Source organism: Nocardioides mangrovi (genome assembly GCF_020073815.1).
In the GTDB taxonomy this organism is placed as follows: domain Bacteria; phylum Actinomycetota; class Actinomycetes; order Propionibacteriales; family Nocardioidaceae; genus Nocardioides; species Nocardioides mangrovi.
This window is the reverse complement of record NZ_JAIQZJ010000009.1, coordinates 37,143-50,869: the sequence shown is the minus strand read 5'-3', so window position 1 is coordinate 50,869 and position 13,727 is coordinate 37,143. Positions and strand designations below refer to the sequence as shown.

17 protein-coding genes are annotated in these 13,727 nt (G+C 73.5%); 12 read left to right on the top strand and 5 right to left on the bottom strand.

The window, feature by feature from the left end; genetic code table 11:
- Window positions 1-12 precede the first annotated feature (12 nt).
- The 4 genes from rplW to rpsJ all read right to left on the bottom strand — a co-directional run bounded on the left by rplW (window position 13) and on the right by rpsJ (window position 1,985).
- On the bottom strand, window positions 13-318 hold the full coding sequence (gene rplW, locus K8U61_RS15735) for a 50S ribosomal protein L23 (RefSeq protein ID WP_224123994.1): 306 nt from the start codon (window positions 316-318) through the stop codon (window positions 13-15).
- Entirely contained in the window at window positions 315-923 is a 609-nt protein-coding gene (rplD, locus tag K8U61_RS15730) for a 50S ribosomal protein L4, sunset domain variant (RefSeq protein ID WP_443680303.1), read from the bottom strand. Before rplD ends, rplW begins: the two co-directional genes overlap by 4 nt.
- 80 nt (window positions 924-1,003) lie before the next feature.
- The gene (gene rplC, locus K8U61_RS15725; RefSeq protein ID WP_224123992.1) at window positions 1,004-1,666 is read right to left on the bottom strand and encodes a 50S ribosomal protein L3; all 663 of its coding nucleotides are present in this window, start codon (window positions 1,664-1,666) and stop codon (window positions 1,004-1,006) included.
- Between the two features lie 10 nt (window positions 1,667-1,676).
- Entirely contained in the window at window positions 1,677-1,985 is a 309-nt protein-coding gene (gene rpsJ, locus K8U61_RS15720; RefSeq protein ID WP_008360994.1) for a 30S ribosomal protein S10, read from the bottom strand.
- A 472-nt stretch (window positions 1,986-2,457) separates the two neighbouring features.
- On the opposite strand from rpsJ, the gene K8U61_RS15715 reads away from it, so the two are divergent.
- From K8U61_RS15715 to K8U61_RS15680, 8 genes are all read left to right on the top strand, one after another.
- Window positions 2,458-2,958: a carboxymuconolactone decarboxylase family protein gene (locus K8U61_RS15715; protein WP_224123991.1), complete on the top strand. Its 501-nt coding sequence runs from the start codon at window positions 2,458-2,460 to the stop codon at window positions 2,956-2,958.
- A 132-nt stretch (window positions 2,959-3,090) separates the two neighbouring features.
- Window positions 3,091-4,068 carry a hypothetical protein gene (locus tag K8U61_RS15710; protein WP_224123990.1) on the top strand — a complete coding sequence of 326 codons (978 nt, stop codon included), beginning with the start codon at window positions 3,091-3,093 and terminating at the stop codon, window positions 4,066-4,068.
- Complete coding sequence (locus K8U61_RS15705; RefSeq protein ID WP_224123989.1) at window positions 4,065-4,661, top strand: DUF4129 domain-containing protein; 597 nt, start codon at window positions 4,065-4,067, stop codon at window positions 4,659-4,661. The genes K8U61_RS15710 and K8U61_RS15705 overlap by 4 nt, the downstream gene beginning before the upstream one ends.
- The gene (locus K8U61_RS15700) at window positions 4,658-5,806 is read left to right on the top strand and encodes a DUF4350 domain-containing protein (RefSeq protein ID WP_224123988.1); all 1,149 of its coding nucleotides are present in this window, start codon (window positions 4,658-4,660) and stop codon (window positions 5,804-5,806) included. Before K8U61_RS15705 ends, K8U61_RS15700 begins: the two co-directional genes overlap by 4 nt.
- Entirely contained in the window at window positions 5,803-6,774 is a 972-nt protein-coding gene (locus K8U61_RS15695) for an AAA family ATPase (RefSeq protein WP_224123987.1), read from the top strand. The genes K8U61_RS15700 and K8U61_RS15695 overlap by 4 nt, the downstream gene beginning before the upstream one ends.
- Window positions 6,774-8,066: a DUF58 domain-containing protein gene (locus K8U61_RS15690; protein WP_224123986.1), complete on the top strand. Its 1,293-nt coding sequence runs from the start codon at window positions 6,774-6,776 to the stop codon at window positions 8,064-8,066. The genes K8U61_RS15695 and K8U61_RS15690 overlap by 1 nt, the downstream gene beginning before the upstream one ends.
- Window positions 8,067-8,156: 90 nt before the next feature.
- Window positions 8,157-9,434, top strand: a complete 1,278-nt coding sequence (locus K8U61_RS15685) for an amidohydrolase family protein (protein WP_224123985.1) — start codon at window positions 8,157-8,159, stop codon at window positions 9,432-9,434.
- Complete coding sequence (locus tag K8U61_RS15680; RefSeq protein WP_224123984.1) at window positions 9,431-10,006, top strand: DUF1097 domain-containing protein; 576 nt, start codon at window positions 9,431-9,433, stop codon at window positions 10,004-10,006. Before K8U61_RS15685 ends, K8U61_RS15680 begins: the two co-directional genes overlap by 4 nt.
- A 108-nt stretch (window positions 10,007-10,114) precedes the next feature.
- On the opposite strand, the gene K8U61_RS15675 is transcribed toward K8U61_RS15680, so the two are convergent.
- Complete coding sequence (locus tag K8U61_RS15675; protein ID WP_224123983.1) at window positions 10,115-11,110, bottom strand: stage II sporulation protein M; 996 nt, start codon at window positions 11,108-11,110, stop codon at window positions 10,115-10,117.
- A 42-nt stretch (window positions 11,111-11,152) separates the two neighbouring features.
- Here K8U61_RS15675 and K8U61_RS15670 point away from each other — a divergent pair, with 42 nt between their 5' ends.
- The 4 genes from K8U61_RS15670 to K8U61_RS15655 are packed head-to-tail and all read left to right on the top strand — an operon-like array spanning window position 11,153 to window position 13,603.
- Window positions 11,153-11,959, top strand: a complete 807-nt coding sequence (locus tag K8U61_RS15670) for an RDD family protein (protein WP_224123982.1) — start codon at window positions 11,153-11,155, stop codon at window positions 11,957-11,959.
- 7 nt (window positions 11,960-11,966) lie between these two features.
- The gene (locus K8U61_RS15665; RefSeq protein ID WP_224123981.1) at window positions 11,967-12,428 is read left to right on the top strand and encodes a helix-turn-helix domain-containing protein; all 462 of its coding nucleotides are present in this window, start codon (window positions 11,967-11,969) and stop codon (window positions 12,426-12,428) included.
- A gap of 9 nt (window positions 12,429-12,437) precedes the next feature.
- Window positions 12,438-12,866: a VOC family protein gene (locus tag K8U61_RS15660; RefSeq protein WP_224123980.1), complete on the top strand. Its 429-nt coding sequence runs from the start codon at window positions 12,438-12,440 to the stop codon at window positions 12,864-12,866.
- Window positions 12,867-12,892: 26 nt separating this feature from the next.
- Window positions 12,893-13,603: a tetratricopeptide repeat protein gene (locus K8U61_RS15655; RefSeq protein WP_224123979.1), complete on the top strand. Its 711-nt coding sequence runs from the start codon at window positions 12,893-12,895 to the stop codon at window positions 13,601-13,603.
- Window positions 13,604-13,727 lie beyond the last annotated feature (124 nt).

Sequence of the window (13,727 nt, the reverse complement as noted above, 5' to 3'; positions counted from 1 at the left end):
TTCCACGCCCGGTCAGGAGACCGGACCTCCGAAGATGTCGATGCGGTCGCCCTCGGCCAGGCTGACGATGGCGCGCTTGGTGTCCTTGCGCTTGCCGATGCCGTTGCGGGTCCGACGGGTCTTGCCCGGGCGGTTGATGGTGTTGACCGACGTCACCTTGACGTTGAACACCTTCTCGACCGCGATCTTGATCTCGGTCTTGTTCGCGTCCGGGTGCACCAGGAAGGTGTACTTGTTCGCGTCGAGCAGGCTGTAGCTCTTCTCGGACACGACCGGCGCGAGCAGGATGTCGCGGTGGTCCTTGTGCAGGGTGCTCACTGGGCAGCCTCCTCGGTCTTGGCCTTGCCGTTCACGAAGACGTCGTAGGCGCCCTGGGTGAAGACCACGTCGTCCGACGCGAGCACGTCGTAGGTGTTGAGCTGGTCAACGGCCACGATGTGCACCTCGGGGGCGTTGCGCAGCGACAGCCAGGTGACGGAGTCGGTGCGCTCGAGCACGACGAGGAAGTTGGTGCGCTCGGAGATCGACGCCAGGGCGGCCAGGGCCGACTTGGTCGAGGGGGTCTCCGCGGCGATCAGCGACTCGACGACGTGGATGCGGTCGTTGCGCGCCCGGTCGGAGAGGGCACCGCGCAGGGCGGCGGCCTTCATCTTCTTGGGGGTGCGCTGGTCGTAGCTGCGCGGCTGCGGGCCGTGGACGGTGCCACCGCCGGCGAACTGCGGGGCGCGGGTCGAACCCTGGCGGGCGCGACCGGTGCCCTTCTGCTTGTAGGGCTTCTTGCCACCGCCGCGGACCTCGCCGCGGGTCTTGGTGGCGTGGGTGCCCTGGCGCGCGGCGGCCTGCTGGGCCACGACGACCTGGTGGATCAGCGGGACGTTGACCTCGACGTCGAAGATCTCGGCGGGAAGGTCGACCTTGGCCACCTTGGCGGCGGTGGTCTTCTTCGCGGCGGTCTTCTTCGCGGCGGTCTTCTTGGCGGCGGGCTTCTCGGTGGTAGCCATGCTCAGACCTCCTGCGTCTTCTTGGCGGCCGAGCGGAGGACCACGAGACCACCCTTGGGGCCGGGGACGGCGCCCTTGAGGAGGATCAGGCCCTTCTCGGTGTCGACAGCGTGCACGGTGACGTTCTGGGTGGTGACGGTGTCGCTACCCATCCGGCCGGCCATGCGGACGCCCTTGAACACGCGACCCGGGGTGGCGCACGCGCCGATCGAACCCGGCTTGCGGTGGTTGCGGTGCGCACCGTGCGAGGCGGAGACGCCGGCGAAGCCGTGACGCTTCATCGTGCCGGCGAAGCCCTTGCCCTTGCTGGTGCCGGTCACGTCGATCTCCTCGCCGGCGGCGAAGGTGTCGACGGCCAGCTCCTGGCCGACGGTGTAGTCCGTGGCGAGGGCGGTGCGGATCTCGACCAGGTGGCGGCGCGGCGTGGTGCCGGCCTTGCCGAAGTGACCGGCCTGCGGCTTGGTCACCTTGCGGCCGTCGATCTCGCCGTACCCGACCTGGACGGCGTTGTAGCCGTCGGTCTCGGGCGTGCGGACCTGCGTCACCACGTTGGCGGAGGCGTCGATGACGGTCACGGGGACGACGCGGTTGTTGTCGTCCCAGACCTGGGTCATGCCGAGCTTGGTGCCCAGCAGGCCCTTCACGTTGCGTTCGAAAGTGCTCATGTCCAGAACCTCAGAGCTTGATCTCGATGTCGACGCCGGCAGGAAGGTCGAGGCGCATCAGCGAGTCGACGGTCTTCGGCGTGGGGTCGATGATGTCGATGAGGCGCTTGTGCGTGCGCATCTCGAAGTGCTCGCGGGAGTCCTTGTACTTGTGCGGCGAGCGGATCACGCAGTACACGTTCTTCTCGGTCGGCAGCGGCACCGGGCCGGCGACCTTGGCACCCGTGCGGGTGACCGTGTCCACGATCTTGCGCGCCGAGGTGTCGATCACCTCGTGGTCATAGGCCTTGAGCCTGATGCGGATCTTCTGTCCCGCCATAGGTCTCTCTCGTCCTCACTCGTTCAGTACCGCGTGCTGTGCGGGACGTCCTCCGGTTGAGTCGGTCCCGGTCGCTTCCCCACCCCTCCGGCCCGACCCCCGCGGTCGGGCGTGTCGCGCACTGGGCACAAACACGGACCGCTCGGGATCTCGCTGGTGTTGGTGGCGTCCGACTCAGCTTTCACACAGTCGGACGAATCGGGTCTCCAGGTTCGGTGCGGCTGCACGCCAGACCACTGAGCACTCTGATGGAGGTGTCCATCGGGAGACGCGATTCAGAAGTCAAGATGTGTGTCGCACCCCGGCAACCCGCCGAAGCAACCGGACTATCTTGGCAGAGATCGGGCGGGGAGCAAAATCGAAACCTCGCCGAGGTCCCGACCCTCGGATAAGGTCCCGTGCCAGGGTCCGAGAACACGTTCTATTCGAGCGCTATCCGAGCGGTCGCCGGGGCCCGGAAGGAGGTGCTGCGGTGATCGTCGAGGTGCCGGAGGACAAGGATCCCATCATGTACGTGTGGGGGGAGATGGTGCCCGAGATCGGCATCCCCGCCTCCCGCTTCTCCACCAGCGTCTACGAGCACTCCACGCTCGGGCTGCGGGAGTTCGAGGCAGCGCGGCTGCGGATCGCCCAGGTCAACGGGTGCATCTTCTGCCAGGACTGGCGCACCGAGCGCGACGGGGTGACGGTCGAGGACGGCTTCGCCGAGGCGGTCGAGCAGTGGCGCACCACGCCGGCCTTCGACGACCGGACCCGGCTGGCCGCGGAGTACGCCGAGCGCTACGCCCTGGACCACCACGGCATCGACGAGGGCTTCTGGACCCGGATGCGCGCCCACTACACCGACCGCGAGATCGTCGAGCTGTCGATGTGCATCGGGTCGTGGATGGCCTTCGGCCGGCTCAACCGGGTGCTCGAGCTCGACACCGCGTGCGCGCTGCCGAGCCACTTCGCCGAGCGCGCGACCAGCTGACGCTCTACGGTTGCCGCTATGTCGGGCGGCCCGTCGTACCCACCACCGCCCGGGTGGACCCCGCCACCCGAGCCGGCTCCGCACGCGTGGGCGCCGCCACCGCCGTCACCCGCCGGGTGGGCGCCGCCGCCTGTGGGGTGGACGCCCCAGCCCGGGATGCTCGGCGCGGCGCACAAGCCCGGCGCGATGCCGCTGCGGCCGCTCGGCCTCGGTGACATCTACGACGCGGCCTTCCGGATCATCCGGTTCAACCCGCGCGCGACCGTCGGGTCCGCCGTACTGGTCACCGGCGCGGCGATGGCGATCCCCATCGTCGTCACCGCGATCCTGACCGGGCTCGTCGACCTGTCGCTGGACCAGTCCGACGGCAACGTGAGCACCGCCGAGACGATCGGCTACATCGGCGCGTTCGGGTCGTTGGGGCTCGGCACGGTGCTGCAGTCGATCGGGCTCCTCTTCGTCACCGGGATGGTCGCCCACGTGACCGCGGCGGCGGCGATCGGGCGCCGGCTCTCGCTGGGCGAGGCCTGGGCCGCGACCCGCGGCTCGCGCTGGCGGCTGGTCGGGCTCTCGCTGCTGCTGGCCCTCATCGGCCTCGGCATCGTGCTCCTGTACGCCGCGGCCTGGGTCGTGGTCGTCCTGGCCCTGCCGCTCGTGGCGATCGTCCTCTTCGGCGTCGTCACGGTGCCGGCGGTGCTCGCCCTCCTCAGCTGGCTCTGGATCCGGGTGTTCTACCTGCCCGTGCCGGCGCTGATGGTCGAGCGCACCCGGGTCCCGGGGGCGATCGGTCGCGGGTGGGCGCTGACCCGCCGGCAGTTCTGGAGGACCTTCGGGATCGCGCTGCTGACCGCGCTGATCACCCAGATCGCGGCGTCCCTGCTCGCGGTGCCCTTCTCGATCGGCGCCCAGGTGATCCCGCTCGCCTTTCCCGACAGCCGCTTCACCGTGCTGGTCTTCGTGGTCCTCCAGTCGCTCGGCACCGTCGTGTCGTCGGCGTTCGTGGCGCCGTTCACCGCCGCGGTCACGTCGCTGCAGTACCTCGACCAGCGGATGCGCAAGGAGGCCTACGACGTCGAGCTGATGGCCCAGGCCGGGATCACCGCGCGGTGACGCCGCCGCTCGACCCCTCCCCCGACGAGGCGCACGCGCTGCTCCGCGGCGAGCTCGCGCACCCGGAGTACCACCAGCGCGACGTGCTCCAGCAGCTCTACGACGCGCTCGTCCGACTGGTCAACGGCGCGATCCACGGAGCGTCGCAGTCACCGCCCGTGTCGGCCTTCGCGGCGATGGTGGCCTTCCTCGCCCTCGGGCTCGCGCTCGCCTGGTTGCTCGGCCGCGCCCGTCGTACGGCGCGGGCGGCCGGACGGCCGGGCGCGGTGGTCGAGGACCGCACCGTCGGCGCCGAGGAGCTCCGCCGGCGGGCCGAGCGTGCCCTCGCCGAGGGTCGGGCCGGCGACGCTGTCGTCGACGGCTTCCGCGCCCTCGCGGTCCGGCAGGCCGAGCAGGGATACGTCGACGACCTGCCCGGTGCGACCGCCCACGAGGTCGCCGTCGCCGTGGGCGCCGCGCACCCGGAGGCCCGGGGCCGGGTCGCGGGCACCGCCGCCCTCTTCGACCAGGTGCTCTACGGCGACCGGCCGGCGACCCCCGCCCAGGCGAGCGACGTGCTCGAGCTCGACGACGTGCTGCGGGGGTGGTCGTGACCGCGACCCTGACGCCGGAGGCGCCCGCGAAGCGGGGCGGTCGGCTGCGCCGCCACCGGTCCACGCTGGTCGTGGGCATCGGCCTCGCCGTCGCGGTGCTCGTCGTGCTGCTGGCCGGCGGCGCCGGCGTCCGGTCCGCGGCGCTCGACCCCGACAACCCCGACCCCGCCGGCGCCCAGGCCGTCGCGCGGGTGCTGGAGGACCAGGGCGTCGACGTGACGGTCGTGCGCAGCGCGGACGCGCTCGACGACACCGAGGTCGGCGCCGACACCACCGTCCTGGTGACCTCGACCGACCAGCTCGGGCAGAGCACGCTCGACCGGCTCGTCGACCACACGCGCGGAGCACGGCTCGTGCTGACCGAGCCGGGCCGGGGCCCGACCCGCGCCCTCGGGCTGCGTGCGGATCCGCAGGCGGTCACGTTCGACGACGCCGTCGCCGCCGGCTGTGCGGACCCGTCGTACTCCGGGCTGGCGGTGGCCGTCGACGACGGGGTCGAGTACGACGTCGACGGCGGCTGCTTCCGCGGCGGCTCGGGCGCGCTGCTGGCGGAGCCGCGCCCGGACCTCTGGCTGCTCGGCGCGGGAGAGGCGCTGAGCAACGACCAGGTGCTCCGCGCTGACAACGCCGCGGTCGCGCTGCGGCTGCTCGGCGGTCGCGACCGCCTCGTCTGGTACGTCCCGAGCCTCGACGACCTCGTCGCCGACGACGGCGTCAGCCTGCAGACCCTGCTCCCGTCCTGGCTGCGCCCGGCCCTCTGGCTGGCTGCGGTCGCCGTCCTGGCACTCATGGTCTGGCGGGCGCGGCGGCTCGGGCCGCTCGCCGTCGAGCCGCTGCCGGTGGTGGTCCGGGCCATCGAGACCACGCGCAGCCGTGGCCGGCTCTACCGCAAGGCCGGCGACCGCGCGCACGCCGCCGCCATCCTGCGCGGAGCGGCCCGGGCCCGGGCGGCCGACCGGCTCCGGCTCGGCTCCCGGCCCGACCCCGACACGCTCGTCCGCGACCTCGCCCGGCACACCGGCCGATCCGTGGACGAGATCGCCGCCCTGGTGGGTCCCACCGCACCGGCACCCGCCACCGACCACGACCTGATCACGCTCGCCGAACGCCTGGCCGAGCTCGACGAGGAGGTACGCCGCCCATGACCGAGACCGTTGGGGAGCACGACGAGGCCCGCGAGCGACTGACCGCCGTACGCACCGAGGTCGCCAAGGCCGTCGTCGGCCAGGACGCCGCGGTGTCCGGCCTGCTGGTCGCGCTGCTCTGCGGTGGGCACGTGCTGATGGAGGGCGTGCCCGGGGTGGCCAAGACACTCCTGGTGCGCAGCCTGGCCGCCGCGCTCGCGGTCGACACCCGCCGGGTGCAGTTCACCCCCGACCTGATGCCGGGCGACATCACCGGCTCGATGGTGATCGACAGCCGGCAGGGCGAGCTGTCCTTCCGCGAGGGTCCGATCTTCACCCACCTCCTGCTCGCCGACGAGATCAACCGGACCCCACCCAAGACCCAGTCCGCGCTGCTCGAGGCGATGGAGGAGGGCACGGTGTCCGTCGACGGTGTCTCGCGTCCGCTCCCGCAGCCCTTCCTCGTGGCGGCGACGCAGAACCCGGTCGAGTACGAAGGCACCTACCCGCTCCCCGAGGCGCAGCTGGACCGCTTCCTCCTCAAGGTCGTGCTGCCGGTGCCCGACCGGGCGGCCGAGCTGGAGATCCTGCGCCGCCATGCCGACGGCTTCGACCCGCGCGACGTCGCGGGCGCCGGGATCACGCCGGTCGCCGGTCCCGGCGACATCGCCGCCGGCCGCGCCGCGGTCGGGCGCGTGCAGGTCAGCCCGGAGGTCGCGGGCTACATCGTCGACATCGCCCGCGCCACCCGCGAGTCGCCCTCGCTCAGCCTCGGCGTCAGCCCGCGCGGCGCGACCGCGCTGCTCCACTCCGCCCGGGCGTGGGCCTGGCTGACCGGCCGCGACTTCGTCACGCCCGACGACGTGAAGGCCCTCGCCCACGCGACCCTCGTGCACCGCCTCGGGCTGCGTCCGGAGGCCGAGCTCGAGGGCGTCCAGGTCGCCCAGGTGCTGGCCTCGGCGCTCGGATCGGTCCCGGTGCCGCGCTAGTGGCGATCACCGGCCGGGTCCCGCTGCTGCTGCTCCTCGGGGTGGCGGCGGTCGTGCTGCGACCCGAGCAGGGCACGGTCTGGCTCTGGGTCCTCGCCGTCCTGCTCCTGGTGGCCGTCGACCTCGCGCTGGCGCCGTCGCCCGCGACGGTGGTGGTGGAGCGCCCACCGGTCGGCACGGTCCGGCTCGGGCACCCGGCCTCGACCCGGCTGCTGGTCGGCAACCAGGGCCGCCGCCGGGTCCGCGGCGTCCTGCGGGACTCGTGGCAGCCGAGCGCCGGCCCCGAGGGCGACCGGCACCGGCTCGCGCTCGCCCCGGGTGCCCGGGCCGTGCTGCAGACCACGCTGCTCCCCCGCCGCCGCGGCGACCTCCGCGCGCTCGGGGTCACCGTCCGACTCCGCGGCCCGCTCGGCCTGGCCGCGCGCCAGCGGACCCGGCCGGTCCCCGGCACGCTCCGGTCGCTGCCGCCCTTCGAGTCGCGCAAGCACCTGCCGAGCCGACTGGCGCGGCTGCGCGAGCTCGACGGACGCGCGGCGGTGCGCGTGCGCGGGCAGGGGACGGAGTTCGACTCGCTGCGGGAGTACGTCCGCGGCGACGACGTCCGCTCGATCGACTGGCGTGCGAGCGCCCGCAACCGCACCGTCGTGGTGCGCACCTGGCAGCCGGAGCGTGATCGCCGGGTGGTGCTGGTCCTCGACACGTCGCGCACGTCGGCCGGCCGGGTCGGCGACGTACCCCGCCTCGACTCGGCGATGGACGCCGCCCTCCTGCTCGCGGCCCTCGCCGCCCGGGCCGGCGACCGGGTCGACTTCGTCGCAGGCGACCGCCGGGTCCGCAGCCGGGTCCGCGCAGCCCGGTCCCGCGGCGTCGCGGGCACGCTCCAGGAGGCGATGGCGGACCTCGAGCCGGTGATCGTCGAGGCCGACTGGGCCGCGCTCGCCGGGGCGGTGACCGGACTCGGCCGACAGCGCGCGCTCGTCGTGCTGCTCACCCCGCTCGAGCCGTCCGCCGTCGAGGAGGGCCTGCTCCCGGTGCTGCCCGCGCTCACCGCCCACCACCGGGTGGTCGTCGCCTCGGTCCGCGATCCCGCGCTCGAGCAGCTCGCGGCCGCGCACGGCACCCTCGACGAGGTGTACGACGCGGCCGCCGCCCACCGCTCGCTCGGCAGGCGGCTGCACACCGCCGGGATGCTGCGGGCCCTCGGCGTCGACGTGGTCGACGCCGACGCCGAGCAGCTGCCCCCGGCGCTCGCCGACCACTACCTCGCCCTCAAGGCGCGCGGACTGCTCTGAACGGCGCTCCTGTCGTCATCGAGGAGTGCCGTAGCGGTCTAGACCACTGATCGAAACCCGCGGGAAACACCGGGCCGCTTGCGTGGAGTGATGCGCCTGACCCACGCCCGCACCCTCGGCCACGACCAGCTCGTCGACCTGCGGATCGCCGACGGGCGCATCGTCGAGATCTCGCCGGCCACGGGCGCAGCGGCTCCCGGCGACCTCGACGTGGCCGGCCGACTGGTGCTGCCGGGGCTGGTCGAGACGCACCTGCACCTCGACAAGGCGCACCTCGACGACCTCGCCCCCAACCCGGACGGGACGCTCGCCGGGGCGATCGCGGTCACCGGTCGGCTCAAGGCGGACTTCGCGGCCGAGGGCATCGCGGCCCGGGCCCGGCGCGTCCTCGAGGCGGCGATCGCGAACGGCACCACCCTGGTGCGCGCGCACCCGGACGTGGACCCGATCGTCGGCACGCTCGGCGTCGAGGTGCTCGCCGACCTGCGGGCGGAGTACGCCGGCCGGATCGACCTGCAGATCGTCGCCTTCCCGCAGGAGGGCGTCATCCAGGCGCCCGGAACCCTCCGCCTGCTCGAGCGCGCGGTCCGGCACGGGGCCGACGTGATCGGCGGATGCACCTACAACGAGGCCGACCGCGCCGACAGCGAACGGCAGGTCGGGCTGCTGCTCGACCTCGCCGAGCGGCACGGCCTGCCCCTCGACCTGCACGCCGACTTCGGCGACGACCCCGGCGACCCGCGCTTCGCGATGGCCGGCGCCATCGCCGCCGCGGTCCGGGAGCGCGGTCTCGAGGGCCGGGTCAGCCTCGGCCACATGACCGCGCTCGGCAGCCTCGAGCGCGACGCCCTCGACCGCACCCTCGGCGAGCTGGCCGCCGCGGACGTCGCCGTGGTGCTGCTGCCGCACACCGACCTCCACCTCGGCGGCCGCGCCGACACCAGTCGGGTACGACGCGGGCTCGCGCCGCTCCACGCGCTGTGGGCGGCCGGGGTGCGGGCGTCGTACTCCAGCAACAACGTGCGCAACGCGTTCACGCCCTTCGGCAACGCCGACCTGCTCGAGACCGGTCTCTTCCTGGCCCAGGTCGCCCACCTCGGCAGCCCCGACGACCTCGCGCGCGTCGTCGACATGGCCACCACCGAGGCCGCGCGGATCGCCGGCATCGACGCGTCGTACGGCCTGCGGCCCGGTGCGGCCGCCGACCTCGTCGTCCTCGACGCCACCGACCCCGTCGCGGCGCTGCTCGACCGCGCGCCGCGGCGGTGGGTGCTCAAGCGCGGCCGCGTCGTCGCCGAGACCACCCGGTCCACCGCGCTCCACGACCCCTCGACCGGCACCACCCTGCACGAGAGGACCTCCGCATGAACCGGCTCCGCTCCCTCCCCCACGAGGTGACCGCCTCGATCCTCGCCGCGACGACCGCCTTCATCGGCGGCACCGCGCTCCACCTGCCGCCGTGGGCGATCTTCATCGGCTGGGCCGGCACCTACCTCGCCGGCGGCCCGCGCCCCGACGTGCTGCGCAGCATGGGGGCGGCGATGCCCGCGGGGTCCACCTTCGCGCTGGTGATCGTGCTCCTCGACGACCGGGTCGGCACCGCCCTCGGCGACTCGCAGCTGGCGATGGACGTCGTGCTCGCGGCGCTGATCCTCCTCGTCAACACCGCCCTGATGTACGCCGGCCGCACGCGGCTGCTGCACCTCGTGCCGGCGATGTTCCTGGGCTTCGCGTCCTACTTCGCGACCTTCTACGGCGGCTTCGGCTGGGCGCCGGGCAACGCCTGGGCGGCCTGGGTCGCCGTGGTCGCGATGAACGCCCTCGGCCCGGTCTTCGCGATTGCCGCGACCTGGCTGGACGGGTCGGTCGCGACCTCGGACGACGTACCGCCGGCAGGCGCGCAGGCCTCCGAGCAGGTACCCGAGGTCGCCCGGAGCTGACCGCCCCACCCCGCCGAGAGCCGGGGTGGTCCCCCCAACCCGGCCCGACACGCCGGTCGGCCTGCCGCGCGCCGGCGGGTTTCCCCGGGCGGCCGGGGAAACCCGCCGCTAGGCGCGGGTCGCGACCCGGTCCTCGAGCAGCGACGCGTCGAGGTCGCCGGTCTCGCCGCGGTGGTAGGCGTCTCGACCGAGGACGAAGACGTAGGCGAGGAAGACCGACTCGGCCAGGACACCGATGCCGATCCGGGCCCAGGTGGGCAGCGGGGACGGGGTCACGAACGCCTCGATCAGCCCGCTCACGAACAGCACGGCCACCAGGCCGAGCGCGACGGTGCCGGCGGTGCGGCCCTCCCGGGCCAGCGACTGGGCGCGGGTGAGCGAGCCGGGCTCGACCCACGACCAGAAGAGCCGGAGGCCGACGCCGCCGGCCACGAACACCGCCGTCAGCTCGAGCAGTCCGTGGGGCAGGATCAGTCCCCAGAAGTGCCCGGCGTGGCCGTGCCGGATCATGATCGACCCGATGACCGCCAGGTTCGTGATGTTGTTGAAGAGCAGGAAGACGACCGGCAGGCCGAACACCCCGAGCGCGAGGCAGAGCGCGCTCACCCAGGCGTTGTTGACCCACACCTGCGCCGCGAAGTGACTGGCGGCGTACTCGCTGTAGTAGTCCTCGAAGTCGTGCTGCACGAGCTGGTCGACCTGGTGGGGCGAGAGCAGGCTCTGCTCGACGTTCGGGTGGTCGAGCAGCCACAGCATCATCACGGCGGTGACGACCACGTTGGCCGCGAGCGTCCCGAGCCACCACCGCCGCAGCCGGTACAGCGCGGCCGGGAAGCGCATCAGGAAGAAGCGACGTACGCCGCCCCAGGTGCTGGTCCGGGTGCCGGCCGCCTTCGTGCGGGCGCGTGCGAGGACCGAGGACAGGTGCGCGACCAGGGACGGGTCCGGCGCGGAGGTGCGGACCACCGACAGGTGGGTCGCCACCTGCTGGTAGCGCTCCACCAACTCGTCGGCCTGGGCCCCGGTGAGCCGGCGGGTGCGGGTGAGCTGCTCCAGGCGCGCCCACTCCCCCGCGTGCGCGGCGACGTAGGCGTCCAGGTCCATGACCACACCCTAGGAGGCGAATGCCCTCCTAGACTGGCGAGCGTGGCGGTGCCGGAGTTCGCGACGCTCACCGACGACGACCTCGTCACCGGCGAGGCCGTCGCCCTCGACCTGCCCGCGGCCGGCCTCGGCGCGCGGATGGTCTCGGGCCTGCTCGACGTCCTGGCCGCCCTCATCCTCTTCGTCGTCCTGACGATCGCACTGGTCGTCGCGGCGGCGCAGAGCGACCAGGCGCTCGTGGAGGTCGCGACCCTGGCCGCGCTCATCGTCAGCCTGGTCGCCTTCCCGGCCACCCTGGAGACGCTGACCCGTGGCCGCTCCCTCGGCAAGCTCGCGATGGGCCTGCGCGTGGTCCGCGACGACGCCGGGCCGATCTCCTTCCAGCACGCCTTCGTCCGGGCTCTCGTCGGGGTCGTCGAGATCTATCTGTTCGCCGTCAGCCCGGCCTTCTTCTCGGCCCTGCTGAGCTCCCGCGGCAAGCGGCTCGGCGACTACGCCGCCGGCACGTACGTCGTGCGGGAGCGGGTGAAGCTGCGTCTGGCCGCGCCCGCAGTGATGCCGCCGCCGCTCGCCGCCTGGGCCGCGGCCGCGGACATGGCCTCGCTGCCCACGGGCCTGGCCCTCGCGGTCCGCCAGTTCCTCGGCCGCCTCCCCCAGATCGACCCGGCCTCGCGCGCCGCGCTCGGCGAGCGGCTCGCCACCGCGGTCAGCCAGTACGTCGCCCCCGCGCCGCCGCCCGGCACCCCGCCGGAGGCGTTCCTCGCGGCGGTCGTCGCCTCGCGACGCGAGCGCGACGCGGCCCGGCTGGCCCGCGAGTCCGCGCTCCGCGCCCGGCTGACGTCGAGGTGACCACGCGATGACCACCCCCGCGCGGGCACCGGGCGACGTCCTGGTCCACCTGCGCCGCGCCCGCGACCACGCCGACCGCCACTACACCGAGCACCTCGACCTCGAGACGCTGGCGGCGATCGCCGGGCTGAGCAGGTTCCACTTCCAGCGCCTCTTCAAGGCGACCTACGGCCGCACGCCCGCGACGTACGTCTCCGAGCGCCGGGTCGAGCGCGCCCAGGACCTGCTCCGCGCCACCAACCTCACCGTCACCGAGGTCTGCCACGCGGTGGGCTTCTCGAGCCTCGGCTCCTTCAGCAGCCGGTTCCGCGAGCTGGTCGGCGAGACGCCCAGCGACTTCCAGCGGCGGTACGCCGAGGCGGGCGCGCCCCGCATCCCCGGCTGCTACATCTTCCAGTGGGGGCTGGCCGAACGGGCCGCCCCGGACCCCGCAAGCCAGGAGAAGCGGGCCGGAGCCGCGGGCTCCTAGCGTGGCCGCATGATCACCAACATCGCCATCGCATCGGTCTTCGTCGACGACATCGACGCCTCCCGCGACTTCTACGTCGACGTCCTCGGCTTCGAGCTCAAGGACGACATCACCCTCGGCGAGGGCTACCGCTGGTGCACCGTCAACCACCCCAGCCAGCCCGAGCTCGCCATCCACCTCACCCAGCCCGGCCCGCCGTTCTCCGAGGAGTTCGTCGCCGCCATGCAGCGTGAGCGGGCCAGCGGCGGCCTCAACGGGCTGGGCATGAACGTCGACGACTGCCAGCAGACCTACGAGGAGCTGAGCGCGCGCGGCGTGGAGTTCCTCCAGAAGCCGGAGGAGCGGCCGTACGGCGTCGAGGCGCTCTGCCGCGACAACTCCGGCAACTGGATCGTGCTGGTCGAGCGCCGAGAGTTCACCGCCGCCGACTTCGCCTGAAACACCCGCTCGGTCACCATGGAGGCATGACTCGCCTCCGCGACCTGTGGGACTTCGACGACCCGGCCGGCTCCGAGGTGCGCTTCCGAGCGGCCGCCGACGAGGCGGAGGGCGACGAACGGATCGTCCTCCTCACCCAGGCGGCGCGGGCCCTCGGCCTCCAGGAGCGGTACGACGAGGGCCACGCGCTGCTCGACGACCTGGCTGTGCCGAGCGACGAGGTGGCCGCCCACGTCTCCCTCGAGCGCGGGCGGCTGCTGCGCTCGGCGGGCGAGGAGGAGGCGGCGCTGCCGCACTTCGAGGCGGCCGAGGCGGCGGCCCGCGACGCCGGGCTCGACGCCGTCCGTGTCGACGCCGTCCACATGGTCGCGCTCGTCGTCCCGGCCGAGGAGCGGATCGCGGTCAACGAGCGCGCGCTCGAGCTCGCCGGCCGCTCGGCCGACCCCGAGGCGCGCGACTGGGACGCCTCGTTGCTGACCAACATCGGCATGGTGCACGCCGACGCCGGCGACTTCGCCGGCGCGCTCGCGGTCTTCGAGCAGGCCCTCGTCGCGCGCGAGCGGATCGGCGAGGACGAGCGCACCCGGGTGGCGCGCTGGATGGTCGCCTGGTCGCTGCGCAACCTCGGCCACCGGGCCGACGCGCTGACCATGCAGCGGGCCCTCAAGGCCGACCTGGAGGCCGCCGGTGCGAGCGATCCGCACGTCGACGAGGAGCTCGCGCTGCTCGAGGACTGACTCCTCGCGACCGCCGATCTCGGCCCGATCGCGGCCGTCATCCGCAATTCCTGCGGCCGATCGCGGGCTCTGCCGGACGTCCATCGGCGTCCGCAGCGGTGCAGACCGGCTGGACAGTTGCCGG